Source organism: Streptomyces purpureus, from assembly GCF_014648195.1.
Lineage (GTDB): Bacteria > Actinomycetota > Actinomycetes > Streptomycetales > Streptomycetaceae > Streptomyces > Streptomyces purpureus.
In genome coordinates this window covers 14,267-28,041 of sequence record NZ_BMQQ01000041.1, presented here as the reverse complement: position 1 = coordinate 28,041, position 13,775 = coordinate 14,267, and the positions used below count along the sequence as shown (strand labels likewise).

The window sequence follows — 13,775 nt, the reverse complement described above, 5'->3', positions numbered from 1 at the left end:
GCACGAAACGAATTACGGAATCGGCGTCTGAACTCCTTCGCGCTCAGAATCCTCCATTCCTCTGGATCGTCCCTCACGCCGCTGCCACCATGCTCCAATGCGGACACCCCTCTTACGGATCGCCGCTCTGGCCCTGCTGTTCCCCCTGGTCAGCTGCGGTGCGAACACCGATGACGACGGCAGCGGAAGAGCGAAGCCCACGAGGCCTCCGACGACGCAGTCGACAACGCCGTCGACAACGCCGCCGGCGAAGGAGACGCCACGCCCCGGCGATCAGACGGTCACCATGACCTGGAAGGGCGAGCAGCGCGTCTACGCGGTCCACGCACGGCTACACGCCGGCTGAACGACTCCCCCTGGTCGTCGTCATGCACCCCTACCCGGCCAACGGTGCGTACGCCGCCAAACTGACCGGTTTCAATGCCAAGGCCGACAAGGAACGCTTTCTCGTCGCCTATCCGAATGGAGTCGATCAGGGGTACAACGCCCTCATCTGCTGCGGCAGCGAGGACGACGTCGGTTTCATCGGCGCGATGACGAAACGGCTCGTCGACGCATGGAAGGCCGATCCCCGGCGCATCTACGCCACCGGTATTTCCAACGGCGCGGACATGTCCTTCAAACTCGTGATAGAAATACCGGGCACGTTCGCCGCGATTGCCCCGGTCAGCGGCGGCTATATCGGCACGGCCGCGCAGAAAACCACGTATATGCCGAAAAAACCGGTGTCGGTGGTCACTTTTGTCGGCGGTCTGGAGAAATACTACAGGGATTTCGAACAGGGCATAAAGGCCTGGACGGAACGCCTCGATTGCAAGGCGGGGAGTCCCGGAAAGATCGAGGGCAAGAGTACGCGCACATCGGCGACATGTCGCGACAAATCGGCGTTCACGACGTACCGTCTCCCGGACATGGGCCACAGCTGGCCAGGCAGTAAGGACCAGACCAGGGGCCACCCGGCGACCGGCGTGAACGCGACCGATCTCATCTGGGAGTTCTTCGAGGCCCACCCGAAGGTTTCATCCTGAACGCGGGGACGTCTCACCCCCGGACGTGCCCGGACGTGATCAGGGGACAAGAGGGCTCATACGCGCCCCAATCAGGTTGAGCGTCGGCAGGACCGGGCCTGGCGCGTGGGTCCGAGGCGCCGACCCTTGTAGCAAGCTACGAAAGGTCGGGCCTCTGTTTGCCGACGTTTCATGTCTTCAACCTCTGACTGTTTCCGGTCGGTTGGCTGTGTACTCCTTACACGCATTCCAACGAAGCAAGGATGAGTGTCGTGGAGTACTCCGACCCAGTACTCCGACCCCCTCACATGGGCGGAAGCGCGGCAGAGCATCCGGGGGAATCCTCACCGTTTCCAAGAAGGAGCAACCATGACCGCGCACACCCAAGAGACGAGCAGCCACGAGCTGGAGCGGACCTGGCTGGACGAGGCGATCAGGCTGGCCACGAACAGCGTGGCGAACGGCGGCGGTCCGTTCGGCGCGCTGGTGGCCAAGGCGGGCGAGGTTGTCGCGATAGGTAACAATCAGGTCACCGCGAACCTGGACCCGACGGCGCATGCCGAGGTGAGCGCGATCCGGGCCGCCTGCAAGGAACTGGGCACCTTCTCGCTCGAGGGCTGTGTGCTGATCACCTCGTGCGAGCCGTGTCCGATGTGTCTTTCCTCCGCGCTGTGGGCGCGCGTCGACCGGTTCATCTACGCCGCCGACCGTGACGACGCCGCGATGGCCGGATTCGACGACCGCAGGTTCTACGACCTGTTCGAGAAGCAGCCCGCGTCGAGGTGGCCGATGTCGGTCGAGCAGCTGGACCTGCCGAACCGTACGGCGCCGTTCGACGCGTGGCTGGCCAAGTCCGACCGCATCGCCTACTGAGAACCGGTTCGCCGGGCTGGTCTGTCGTGCCCGGGAGCGGCCCCACCGCTCCCGGGCGCCGATATTTCGTCCTCAACCGGCGGCCGGATGCCGATTCAGCCCGTGAGCGGGCCTCCGACGGATTCGGCGGCCATGGCCTGGGCATCCTTGGGCGGCACCGGCGCGGCCCACGGCCTTGTCCCGGGGAGTGGAGCGCCGGCCGGTATCGCCGTTCCTCTCTTCCGGCGTCCGGAAGCAGACGGTGCCGTCGCTGAAGACCTCCTCCAAGGGCGCCTCGCTCTCGGCGGGGCCGCCGGTCTGAGCCCGTGGCACTGATGCTCGACCTGGATGTCCGGATGTGACATCAGCCCGTCATTGCCGTCGCGCCGGGCGGGGCCCGACGATGGGGGCATGTCCGAGATCAGTCACCGCGTTGTGATCGCGGTCTTCCCCGATGTCGATCTGCTCGACGTCACCGGGCCGGCCGAGGTGTTCACGCTGGCCAACCGGGAGGCCGGTGGCCGGGCCCGCTACCGCGTCCAGCTGGCCGGTCCCGGGCGGGCGGGGGAGGCCGTGGCCACCTCGGCCGGCGTGCGGGTGGTCACCGACCTCGGTTTCGCCGACGTCGGCGCCGGGGTGGACACCCTCCTCGTGCCGGGCGCGGTGGACGCGTACGCCGACGGGCCCCGGCCAAGGATCGACCCGCACGTCGTCGACTGGATCAAGGACACCGCGCCCCACACGCGGCGGATCGCCTCGGTGTGCGTGGGGGCCCACCTGCTCGCGGCGGCCGGTCTGCTGGACGGCAGGACCGCGACCACGCACTGGTCCACCGCCGACCAGCTCGCCGCCGACCACCCCGCCGTCACCGTCGACCCCGACCCGATCTTCGTCCGCTCCGGCCGGGTATGGACCGGCGCGGGCATCAGCGCCTGCCTCGACCTGGCCCTCGCCCTCGTCGCCGAAGACCACGGCGAGGACCTCGCCCTCACGGTCGCCCGGCACCTGGTCGTCTACCTCAAACGCCAAGGCGGCCAGAGCCAGTTCAGTGTCCCGATCAGCCGCCCTCCGGCATCCCGCAGGGACATCGACGAGCTGCGCCTCTACATCGCCGACCACCTCGACGCCGACCTCTCGGCGGCCACGCTGGCCTCCCGCATGTGCCTGAGCGAGCGGCACTTCGCCCGCGTCTTCACGCAGGAGACCGGAACCACACCCGCCGCGTACGTCGAGGCCCTGCGGGTCGAGGCCGCCCGCCGCCTGCTGGAGAGCACCGACCAGCCCCTGGACCACATCGCCCAGGCCGCCGGGCTCCGCTCGGTGGAGACCCTTCACCGCGCCTTCCGGCGGCAGATCGCCACGAGCCCGGGCGCCTACCGGCGCCGCTTCCGTACCACCACGGCCTGACGACTCGCAGCCCCGGCCACAGCTCACCGCCGACTGCACCCTCCCCGTACGTCCGGACGCGCGACCCCTGTACCCACCTTGCCGGTGCCCACCGGCACGAGAGGAGATCAGCCATGCCCGTTTCCACCACACTCCGCGACCTGATCGGTCTGGACAACCAGCTCCCCAGGCTCGCCGACACCACCCTCCTCATGATCGACTTCCAGAACACGTACCGCACCGGAGTCATGGCGCTGGAGGGGGCCGAGCCGGCCCTGGCCGCCGGCGCGCGGCTGCTCTCCGCCGCCCGCGCCCAGGGCGCGCACGTCGTGCACATCGTCAACGACGGCGGCGACGGCACCCCGTACGACATCCGTACCGAGATCGGCGCCATCAGCCCCGAGGTCGCCCCGGTCGAAGGGGAGCCGGTGGTGGTCAAGCAATTCCCCAACGCCTTCCACGACACGGATCTGGAGAAGACGCTGCGCGAACTGGGCGCGGGCCCGGAGCTGGTGCTGGCCGGATTCATGACACACATGTGCGTCAGCTTCACCGCCCAGGGCGCCTTCAACCTCGGCTACCGGCCCACCGTCGTGGCAGAAGCCACCGCGACCCGCTCACTCGCCACCCCTGACGGAACCGGAACCGGAGCCGCCCTGCCCGCGGCCACCCTCCACAGCGCGGCCCTGGCCACCATCGGCGACCTGTTCGGCCGCATCGCTCCCCGAGTGGAGGACCTCACGACGGAACCACGTCCCTGAAGCTCTGTCAGTCGTTCGCGCTAGTGTGCGGATGTGAGCCTTTACATCGTCGTGGGATTCGGGGCCGCCGGTGCGGCCACCGCTCGGCTGCTGGCCGAGCAGGGGCATGCGGTCCGGGTCGTGACCCGCTCGGGCCGGCCCCCGGAGCCCGGTATCGAACATATGGCGCTGGACGCGGCGGACAGTGAACGACTGATCGAGGCGTCCCAGGGCGCGGCCGCCATATTCAGCTGCGCCGCGCCGCCCTACCACCGCTGGGTGGCCGAGTGGCCGGCGCTGGCCTCGTCGCTCTGCGCGGCGGCGGAGGCGACCGGGGCGGTCCTGGTGATGCTGGGCAACCTCTACGGATACGGCCCGGTGGACGGGCCCATGACCGAGAAGCTGCCGCTCGCGGCGACCGGCCCCAAGGGACGGGTGCGGGCCGCCGTCTGGGAGCGGGCGCGGACCCTGCACGACCAGGGACGTATCAAGGCCGTCGAGGTACGGGCCTCGGACTTCTTCGGCCCCGGCGTGACCGACGGCGGCCACCTTGCCGCGCACGTCATGCCACGGCTGCTGCGCGGCAAGCCGGTCTCCACGCTCGGGGACCCGGACGCCCCGCACAGCTGGAGCTATCTCCCTGATGTGGCCAGGGCCTTGGTCGAGGTGGTGGGGGAGGAGCGGGCCTGGGGCCAGACCTGGCACGTCCCGACGGAACCGCCGCTCTCCACCCGCGAGATGGTCGCCCGCCTCTCCGAGGGGTCGGGCACGGGCCCGGTCGCGGTACGCAGGATCTCGCCCGCCGCGCTCGGGGTGGCGTCGCTCTTCTCCCCGCTGATCCGCGAACTGAAGGAGATCCGCTACCAGTTCGACCGGTCGTTCGTCCTCGACTCCAGCGCCTACGAAGCCGCGTTCACGGTACGGGCCACCCCGATCGACGAGCAGGTCAAGGAGACGGTGGACTGGTGGCGCGACCGAGTGGCCACCACGGGGTGACCCACACCTCGTCACTGACCCCGCCGGCCGCGTCCGCGATCCGGGTGCCCTGCTCGGCGAACTCCAGCGCGGCGCGCTCGGCGTCGGTGAAGACCGTGGCCTCCCGCCACGCCGCCACCAGGTGCAGCCGCACCGAGGTCTCCCCGGCAGCGGCTGCCTCCTTGGTTGTCGACGCAGACCGCGCAGCCGTTGATCTGGCTCACGCGCAGCGACACCAGTTCCTGTGTGGCGGCCGGCAGGGTCGAGTCCTTGATCGCCTTGCCGGCCGCCATGAAGTGCTTGAAGGCCTTGCCGGCGGTCGGGCTGGCGAAGTAGTTCAGTCGCGTGTCCATGGTGTGCTCCTCCGTGGTTGTCATTGGCTACGACCCTGAGACGAGACAGCCCCGCGCCCTGTGACATGGACGGATGTGACCTGCGTCTCCCGCCGCCCGGGCGAGGAGCCCAGGTCGCTCACGCAGCGCCGGCCTGCGCTTGGACGAGGAGTCCGTGACCCCTCCGGCGACTTCGGGCGGATGATCACCTCGGGGAGCTCAGCCATCTAGCGACCGGCGGCCGCCGGGTGACGCCGCCGCCACTGCCCCGGCGGGACGCCGTACTCGCGCTTGAACGCCTTGGCGAAGGCGAACTCGGAGGTGTAGCCCGCGCGTTCCGCGACGATGCGCAGCGGCGTGTCGCCCGAGCGCAGCAGGCGGGCCGCCGTCGTCATGCGGAGCCAGGTCAGGTAGGTCAGGGGCGGCCTGCCCACCAGCGTGTTGAAGCGGCGGGCGAAGGCGGCCCTGGACAGGCCGCCGTGGGAGGCGAGTCCCTCCACCGTCCATCGGCGGGTCGGGTCGGAGTGCATCGCCCGCAGTGCGGCGCTCACCGCGGGGTCCCGCAGGGCTGCCGCCCAGCCTGTCGCCTCCTGCCCTTCCGGGGACTTCCGCAGCCACCAGGTGCGCAACAGGTACACCAACAGCGTGTCCAGGAGGCCGGAGATGATCGCGTCGGAGCCGGGGTGCGGCTCCGTCAGCTCCGCGCCCAGCAGGTCCAGGGCCGACCGGAGGCCGTGGTGTGTCCCCACCCCGGCCCGTACGTGGACGACGGGAGGCAGCTCCGAGAGCAGCGGGTGTGCACGCGACCGGTTCAACTGGTAGGCGCCGCAAAGCAGCAGCGTGTCCGCGTCCGGAGCCGGGCCGGGATCCGGGGCCACCGGCCAGGAGCCGTCCGGCCCCAGCGCGAAGTCCTCCAGGGGAGTGTCCGGATGGTCGGCGAGAGCGTGCCCGTAGCCGTGCGCCAGGAAGACCACGTCGCCGGGGCCGAGGTGCACCGGCGCGGCTTCCCCCGGGCGCAGCAGCCAGGCCGCGCCCCGGAGTACGACGTGGAATCCGGCACCGTCCGAGTCGGGGAACCGCACGCCCCACGGAGCGTTCTGTGCCGTACGGGAGGAGTGCGGCCGTCCCGCGCGCATGGCGGTGACGGCGTCGCTGAGGACATCCATGCCCCGACCGTACGCCGGCCCACGGTTCGCGAGACGATCGGACAGTAAGGGAAGACATGGCGGCATGGATCGTCGCACCGCTGATGCATAGCGTCGTCCGCATGGCAACTACCCCTTACACCAAGGCAGTTCTCTTCCATGAAATCGGCGGTCCCGAAGTCCTGCGCGTCGAGGACGTGCCGCTCGGCCCGCCCGGCCCTGGCGAGGTGCTCTTCCGCGTGGACGCGATCGGCCTCAACCGCGCCGACGCCCTCTTCCGCGCGGGCACCTACTACTACCCGCCCACGCTGCCCGGCTCCCGGCTCGGCTACGAGGCCGCCGGTGTCGTCGAGGCGGTCGGCGACGGTGTGACCGGCTTCGCGCCCGGCGACCCGGTGATGGCCGCGGCCAACTTCGACTTCGGCGTCCACGGCGTGTACGCCGAACGGGTCGTGCTGCCGCAGGAGTCGGTGGTGCGCCGTCCCGCCGGCGCCGACGCCGTGACCTCGGCGGCGGCGTGGCTGACGTACACGACGGCGTACGGCGGGCTGGTGGAGACGGCCGGGATGAACCCCGGCGACCATGTGGTGATCACCGGCGCGTCGAGCGGGGTCGGCACGGCCGCGATCCAGACGGTCCTGCGGCACGGCGCGATCCCCATCGCCACCACGCGCGGGCCGGGGAAGCGGCAGCGGCTCCTGGAGCTCGGCGCGGCCCATGTGATCGCGACGGACTCCGAGGACCTGGTCGCGGAGGTCCGCCGCATCACCTCAGGCCACGGCGCCGACGTCGTCTTCGACGCGATCGGCGGGCCCGGCTTCGCCGCACTCGGCGACGCCCTCGCCCCGGGCGGTACGGCGGTGCTGTACGGCTGGCTCGACCCGCGCCCGGCGCAGCTCGGCCTCAACTGGCCTCAGACGGTGCACATGTACAACAACGGCACACTCGTGGAGCGTTCGGACCTCCGGCAGCGTGCTGCCGCGTACATCGGCTCGGGCCTGGCCGACGGCACGCTGGCGCCCGTGATCGCCGAGACCTTCGACGGGCTGGACCGCGTCGCCGACGCGCACCGGCTGATGGAGTCCAACACGCACACCGGCAAGATCCTCGTGACCCTCTAGGCGCCGGCGGCGACCGCACCGTCATCCGAGCGAACAGTCCGCCCCGCGGGGCCCGGTCGCGGCGGGAACATTCCCGTCGGCCGCGCCGTTGATCACAAGTCGACCGCCCGTACCGCGAACGAGGAGTACCTTGCCCGACACCCCGTCCACCGAAGCCGTTCCCCCTCTCCCGCCGCTCGCCGCGCAGGCGGAGCGCCTGATCGAGCTCGGCGTGCACGAGCTCGCCGGGCTGCCGGCCGACGCCGTACGGACCTTCGCCGAGGAGGCCGACAGCGGACACGGCGACGCCCTGCTCGCCGTCCACCCCGACCGGGTGCCGGCCTCCGCGCTGGCGCCGCTGCTCCGCCGCGACGACAAGGCCGGCTTCGTCGTCGTCGACATGCCCGACGTCGACCTCTTCACCCCCTGCGCCGTCGAGGTTCCGGACGCCCCGCTCTACCTCGTGAAAGGCGTGGACCGCGGCGACCACATGGCCAACTGGAGCCCGGACGAGGCGCTGCCCGCCCTCACCAAGGAGGACCGCACCCCCCTGATCCTCACCGAAGGCATCCACTGGGTGCTCCAGCAGCCGGCGGCCCTGGAGCGCAACCGCTGCTTCATGACCATCGGCTCCCGGCTGCGTAAGGCGAACGGCACCCTGGACGCCCGTACGCCGGCGATCTGGATCAGCAACGGCACGGGGCGCGACGGCCGTGAGCGGCGCAACGCCCCCAAGGTCGGCTGGTGTTGGTGGAACAATCGCCACACCTGGCTCGGCTTCGCCTCCACGACGGGGCGCGCCCACTGACCCCCACGGCGGGCTCACTTGACCGAGCCCGCCATCACCCCCTGCACGAAGTGCCGCTGGAAGGCGAAGAAGACGACCACCGGCACGATCAGTGACAGGAAGGCGCCGGGCGCCAGCACATCGATGTTGCTGCCGAACTGCCTCACCTGCGACTGGAGTTCCACCGTGAGTGGCTGCGAGGTGCTGTCCGCGAAGAGCAGTGCCACCAGCATGTCGTTCCACACCCACAGGAACTGGAAGATGGCGAGACTGGCGATGGCGGGCCGGCCCACCGGGAGTACGAGCCGGGTGAAGATCCGCCATTCGCCGCCGCCGTCCATCCGGGCTGCCTCCAGCATCTCGCGCGGCATCTCGGCGAAGTAGTTCCGCAGCAGGAAGATGGCGAACGGCAGCCCGTACGCGACATGGAACAGCACCACGCCCGGGATCGTGCCGAACAGCCCCAGCTGCCCGAACAGCTTCGCCACCGGCAGCAGACCCACCTGCACGGGCACCACCAGCAGCGCCACCACCAGCAGGAAGATCCAGTCCCGGCCCGGGAACTCCAGCCAGGCGAAGGCGTATCCGGCGAGCGCCGCGAGGACGACGACCAGAACGGTCGTCGGCACCGAGATCAGCACGGTGTTCCAGAACGCCTGGGTGATGCCGGCATTGCCGAGCAGCGCCGTGTAGTTGTCCAGGGACAGCTGCCCGGGGCTGGTCAGGGCGGTCCACCAGCCGCTCGCCGCGTTGTCGTTGGCCGAGCGCAGCGAGGACAGCAGGAGCCCGGCGACCGGCGTGACCCAGACCAGTCCCACGACCACCAGGAACGCCTGGACCAGGCCGTTGCCCAGCCAGCGGCGCAGCCGGCCGCCGCCCGTCGTCGATGTCATCGTGCTCATGACTGGCTCCTGCGGAAACGGCGGACGTTGAACACCATGGCGGGGATGACCAGCAGCAGGAGCAGGACGCCGAGCGCGCTGCCCAGGCCCTGGTTGTTGCCGCCGCCGAAGGAGACCAGCCACATCTGGGTGGCCAGCACGGTGGCGTCCTCCTGCACCGGACCCGGCGCGATGATGTAGATCAGGTCGAAGACCTTCATCACGTTGATGACCAGGGTCACGAAGACGACCGTCAGGACGGGCGCCAGCAGCGGCACGGTGATCCTGCGGAACACCTGCCACTCGTTGGCGCCGTCCATCCGCGCCGCCTCCAAGGTGTCGCGGGGCAGGGCGGAGAGGCCCGCGCCGATCAGGACCATGGCGAACCCGGTCCAGATCCACAGATAGGCCCCGATGATCGCCGGTGTGACAAGGGCCGGGCCGAGCCACGAGACACCCTCGTACGGCGGCGAGAAGTTCGCCGCGGGCAGCCGCACCGTGTACGTACCGTCGGCCAGGTCACCGAAGCGGAAAGAGCCGTCGGCCGCGGTGGTGGCCTTGGCGACCGCCTTGCCGTCCCGCACCGCCTCCACCGTCATGCCCGGCAGTCCGCGCTCGGCCTTGTCGACCACGCCGGGCTTGCCGCCGCCTCCGGGGGTGAAGTCCAGGTAGACGACACCGCGTATCTCGCGCGTGGCGGCGCCGGCGGCGGCCGCCTCTGCGGCGGGCTTCGCCTCGGCCGGTATCTCCTTCGGGGGGACGCCGACGAACGCGAGACTCACGCTGCTGCCCGGGGCGGCCGTTCCGGCCGTGGCGTACGAACCGTCGGCCGCCCTGGCCAGGCCGTGGCCCTCCCGGGCACGGGCCGCCGGGTACGAGGACGATTCGCTGAAGGTGTCGTGCACCCCGACCACGGCGGCGTTGAGCACGCCCTTGTCGGGATCCTCCTCGTACGCGAGGCGGAAGATGATGCCCGCGGCGAGGAAGGAGACCGCCATCGGCATGAACAGCAGGAGTTTGAAGGCGGTGGCCCAGCGGATCTTCTCGACCAGGACGGCGAGGATCAGACCGAGCCCGGTCAGCAGCGTCGGGGCGACGACCACCCAGATCGCGCTGTTGCGGATGGCCTTGAGCGTGGCCGGGTCGCGGAACATCTCCGCGTAGTTGCCGCCGCCGACGAAGCGCGTACCGGACGCGTCGAAGAAGCTGCGGCCGACGGAGAACAGCACGGGGTACACCACCAGCGCGCCCAGCAGCAGGAGCGCCGGCAGGACGAACGCCACGGCGATGATGCGGCGCCGGCGGCGGGCGCGGGCCCGGGGGGTGGTGGCCCCGGGGCCGCCGGGCGGGCCGGCGGCCCGCCGCGGCGGTGCGGGTGCGGTGACTGTGGTCATGACGTCCGCCTCAGTTCCTGTACGCCTTGGCCGCGGCGGTCTCCAGCTGTGCCGCGGTGCCGGCCGGGTTCGACGGGTCGCGCAGGAAGTCCTGGAGCAGTTTCCACTCGCCGGTGCCCTTGGTGCCGCCGAAGGCCGCCGGAGCCTGGTCGGACATGTCGAAGCGGACCGAGTCCCCGGCGTTGATCAGCGACTTGGCGGTCTCGCGCAGCGTGTCGTCGCCGTACGAGGCGAGGTCCAGCTTCTTGTTGGGGGAGAGGAATCCGCCCGCCTTCGCCCACACGGCGGCCGCCTCGGGGGTCGACAGGTACTCCAGGAACGCCATCGCGGCCTTCTGGTTCTTGCCGTCCTTCAGGACGACCGCGGCGTCACCGCCGCTGACCACCGGGGCCTGGCCGCCGGTGACCGCGGGGAAGGGGAAGAAGGCGGCTTCCTCGCCGATCTTCTTGCCGAACTGGTCCTTGGCGATGCCGGCGACGAAGTCGCCCTCGTACACCATCCCGGCCTCCGGGTCGGGGCCGAAGACCTTCTCGACCGAGCCGGGGAAGTCGGTGCCCAGCGCGCCCTTCTGGCCGCCCGCGATCAGCTTCTTGTCGGAGAGCAGCTTGCCGAGGGTGGTCAGAGCCTTGACCACGGTCGGGTCGGTCCACTTGACCTCGTGCCTGGCCAGGCGGTCGTACATCGTGGGGCCGGCCTGGGAGAGGTAGATGTTCTCGAACCAGTCGGTGAGCGTCCACCCGTCCTCACCGGCGACCGCGAAGGCCGGCAGGCCCGAGTCGGACACGGCCTGCCCGGTGGTGAGCATCTCCTCGTACGTCTTCGGCGGCTTGACACCCGCCTGCTCGAAGGCCGCGGGGCTGTACCAGACGGTCGACTTGTGGGCCGCCTTGAAGTACAGGCCGTACAGCGATCCGTCGACGGTTCCGTAGGACTTCCAGACTGTCGCGTAGTTGGCGTCGACGGACTTGCGCGTCGTGTCGGAGAGCGGCTTGAGCCAGTTGTTCTTCGCGAACTGCTGCAACACGCCGACCTGCGGGACCATCACCACGTCGGGGGCGTTGCCGCCCTCGATCTTGCTGCCGACGACTGTGGAGACGTTGTCACCGGTGGAGACGAACTGGGTCTTGGCCCCGGTCTTCTCCGTGAAGGCGTCCAGCACCTTCTGGAAGTTCTTCTGCTCGGCACCGGACCAGACACCGGCGACGGTGAGGGTCTGGCCGCCGAGTTCCTTCTGCCCGCCGCCCGCGGCCACCGGGCCGCCGCAGGCGGTCGCGCCGAGCGCCAGGGTGAGTGCCGCGCAGCTGAGCGTCGCTGTCCGTCGTCGCATCATGATTGCCGTACCTCCGGGTCAGGGGTGGGTGATGTGGTCGTCGCTGATCCACCAGGCGGCGGTGGATCCGGGCAGTACGCCGGCCGGGCACGGCCCGCTGGCGAGCAGAGGGGCGCCGGCGACCGGGGCCGGCACCGGCACGGGGGAGAAGTTGACGGCGCAGACCAGGCCTTCGCCGCGGGTGAAGGCGAGGACGCCGGGCGGCGACTCCAGCCACCGCATGGTGCCCTCGCCCAGCTGGGGCAGGCCCTTACGGAGCTGCAGGCCCTCGCGGTACAGGTGCCAGAACGAGCGGGTGTCGGCGAGCGCCCGGTCGGTGGCGTGCTCGGCGAACCAGCCCGGCTGCGGCAGCCACGGCTTGGCGCTCTCGGCGCCGGTGCTGAAGCCGAACGGCGAGGCGTGCCCCGACCACGGCAGCGGCACCCGGCAGCCGTCGCGGATGCGGGCCCGGCTTCCGGTGCGGCGGAATATCGGGTCTGTGAGCACCTCGTCGGGCAGGTCGTCGACCTCCGGCAGGCCGAGCTCCTCGCCCTGGTAGATGTACGCGGCGCCGGGCAGCGCGAGCATCAGCATGGCGGCGGCCCGGGCGCGGGCGGCGCCCAGCCCGCTGCCCTCGGTGCCGGACTCTCCGTAGCGGGTGACGCTGCGGACCTGGTCGTGGTTGTTGAGCACCCAGGTGACCGTGGAGCCGGTGCCGGCGATGTCCCGCATCGCCTCGGTGATCACCTTGCGGAAGGTGTCGGCGTCCCAGGGCGCGCCCAGCAGGTCGAAGAAGAACGCCTGGTGCAGCTCGTCGGGGCGGACGTACATGGCGTGCTCGCGGGCGGTCGGCACGGACACCTCGCCGACCAGCAGCCGCTCGCGGCCGTCGCGGGCCGTGTACTCCTCGCAGACCGAGCGCCAGTGGCGCCACACGTCGTGCACCTCGGGCTGGTTCCAGGCGAGCGGGTTGACCGAGTCGCGGGTACGGGCGTCCGCCTCCGGGTCGGGGGAGTCCGGCAGCTCGGGGTGCTTGAAGAGACCGGCGGCCACGTCGATACGGAAACCGTCGACGCCCCGGTCCAGCCAGAACCGCAGCACCTCGTCGAAGTGGGCGCCGACCTCGGGGTTGCGCCAGTTCAGGTCCGGCTGCTCGGGCGTGAACATGTGCAGGTACCACTGGCCGGGCGTGCCGTCCGGCTCGGTGATCCGGCTCCAGGCGGGACCGCCGAACATCGCGTGCCAGTTGTTGGGCGGCAGCTCGCCGTCCGCGCCCCGGCCCTCGGCGAAGTGGAAGCGGGAGCGGGCGGCGCTGCCGGCGGCCGCGCCGAGCGCCTCGCGGAACCAGAGGTGCTCGCTGGAGCAGTGGTTGGGGACGATGTCGAGCAGGACCTTGATGCCGAGCCGGTGCGCGTCGGCGACCAGCCGGCCGAACTCGTCGAGGTCGCCGAAGACGGGGTCCACGTCGCGGTAGTCGGCGACGTCGTAGCCGTGGTCGGCCTGCGGTGACGGGTAGAAGGGGCTCAGCCAGATGCCGTCGACGCCGAGCTTCTTGAGGTACGGCAGACCGGCGCGGACCCCGGCGAGGTCGCCGATTCCGTCCCCGGTGCTGTCCAGGAAGCTGCGGACGTACACCTGATAGATCACCGCGTCGCGCCACCAGTGGTGGTCGGTGCGCTGCGAGAGGCCGTCGCCGGCCGGGGCTGTGAGCATCACCCGTTGACCTTGTTTCTTCGTGAAGGGGTGCACGCCACCCAGAGCGGGTAGCGGTTATGCATGCATGTTAAGTAGGGGTGACGAGAGGGTGTCAACGATTGCGCAGAAAGCGGCGGAGGTTGGGGGTGTATATCCCGGTTTAAGGGTCAGG

13 protein-coding genes and 1 pseudogene are annotated in these 13,775 nt (G+C 70.5%); 8 read left to right on the top strand and 6 right to left on the bottom strand.

Annotated features, from left to right (window positions below; genetic code table 11):
• The first annotated feature begins 97 nt into the window (after positions 1–97).
• The 6 genes from IEZ01_RS35375 to IEZ01_RS31830 all read left to right on the top strand — a co-directional run bounded on the left by IEZ01_RS35375 (position 98) and on the right by IEZ01_RS31830 (position 4,981).
• A complete protein-coding gene (locus IEZ01_RS35375; protein ID WP_229833315.1) occupies positions 98–346 on the top strand; it encodes a hypothetical protein in 249 nt (82 codons plus the stop codon).
• A 22-nt stretch (positions 347–368) separates the two neighbouring features.
• Entirely contained in the window at positions 369–1,028 is a 660-nt protein-coding gene (locus IEZ01_RS31850) for a CE1 family esterase (RefSeq protein ID WP_019883927.1), read from the top strand.
• A 348-nt stretch (positions 1,029–1,376) separates the two neighbouring features.
• Positions 1,377–1,880: a nucleoside deaminase gene (locus IEZ01_RS31845; protein ID WP_019883926.1), complete on the top strand. Its 504-nt coding sequence runs from the start codon at positions 1,377–1,379 to the stop codon at positions 1,878–1,880.
• A gap of 390 nt (positions 1,881–2,270) precedes the next feature.
• Positions 2,271–3,266 carry a GlxA family transcriptional regulator gene (locus IEZ01_RS31840; RefSeq protein ID WP_189205194.1) on the top strand — a complete coding sequence of 332 codons (996 nt, stop codon included), beginning with the start codon at positions 2,271–2,273 and terminating at the stop codon, positions 3,264–3,266.
• Between the two features lie 113 nt (positions 3,267–3,379).
• Entirely contained in the window at positions 3,380–4,006 is a 627-nt protein-coding gene (locus tag IEZ01_RS31835) for a cysteine hydrolase family protein (protein ID WP_189205192.1), read from the top strand.
• Positions 4,007–4,039: 33 nt separating this feature from the next.
• The gene (locus IEZ01_RS31830) at positions 4,040–4,981 is read left to right on the top strand and encodes an NAD-dependent epimerase/dehydratase family protein (RefSeq protein ID WP_189205190.1); all 942 of its coding nucleotides are present in this window, start codon (positions 4,040–4,042) and stop codon (positions 4,979–4,981) included.
• 1 nt (position 4,982) lies between these two features.
• Here the strand turns inward: IEZ01_RS31830 and IEZ01_RS31825 are convergent.
• Positions 4,983–5,313, bottom strand: a pseudogene (locus tag IEZ01_RS31825) (carboxymuconolactone decarboxylase family protein); the annotation flags it as partial.
• 206 nt (positions 5,314–5,519) lie between these two features.
• On the bottom strand, positions 5,520–6,458 hold the full coding sequence (locus tag IEZ01_RS31820; protein WP_189205188.1) for an AraC family transcriptional regulator: 939 nt from the start codon (positions 6,456–6,458) through the stop codon (positions 5,520–5,522).
• A 101-nt stretch (positions 6,459–6,559) separates the two neighbouring features.
• Here IEZ01_RS31820 and IEZ01_RS31815 point away from each other — a divergent pair, with 101 nt between their 5' ends.
• Both IEZ01_RS31815 and IEZ01_RS31810 read left to right on the top strand, forming a co-directional pair.
• Complete coding sequence (locus tag IEZ01_RS31815) at positions 6,560–7,558, top strand: zinc-dependent alcohol dehydrogenase family protein (RefSeq protein WP_189205186.1); 999 nt, start codon at positions 6,560–6,562, stop codon at positions 7,556–7,558.
• Between the two features lie 130 nt (positions 7,559–7,688).
• Positions 7,689–8,345, top strand: coding sequence for a DUF5701 family protein (locus IEZ01_RS31810; RefSeq protein WP_019883915.1), 657 nt, complete (start codon positions 7,689–7,691; stop codon positions 8,343–8,345).
• Positions 8,346–8,359: 14 nt separating this feature from the next.
• Here the strand turns inward: IEZ01_RS31810 and IEZ01_RS31805 are convergent, their stop codons facing one another.
• The 4 genes from IEZ01_RS31805 to IEZ01_RS31790 are packed head-to-tail and all read right to left on the bottom strand — an operon-like array spanning position 8,360 to position 13,621.
• The gene (locus IEZ01_RS31805; RefSeq protein WP_019883914.1) at positions 8,360–9,226 is read right to left on the bottom strand and encodes a carbohydrate ABC transporter permease; all 867 of its coding nucleotides are present in this window, start codon (positions 9,224–9,226) and stop codon (positions 8,360–8,362) included.
• On the bottom strand, positions 9,223–10,599 hold the full coding sequence (locus tag IEZ01_RS31800; protein ID WP_189205184.1) for a carbohydrate ABC transporter permease: 1,377 nt from the start codon (positions 10,597–10,599) through the stop codon (positions 9,223–9,225). The genes IEZ01_RS31805 and IEZ01_RS31800 overlap by 4 nt, the downstream gene beginning before the upstream one ends.
• Before the next feature lie 10 nt (positions 10,600–10,609).
• Positions 10,610–11,929, bottom strand: coding sequence for an ABC transporter substrate-binding protein (locus IEZ01_RS31795; RefSeq protein WP_189205182.1), 1,320 nt, complete (start codon positions 11,927–11,929; stop codon positions 10,610–10,612).
• An 18-nt stretch (positions 11,930–11,947) separates the two neighbouring features.
• Positions 11,948–13,621 (bottom strand): glycoside hydrolase family 13 protein, encoded by a 1,674-nt coding sequence (locus IEZ01_RS31790; protein ID WP_019883911.1) that lies wholly within the window; start codon positions 13,619–13,621, stop codon positions 11,948–11,950.
• Positions 13,622–13,775 lie beyond the last annotated feature (154 nt).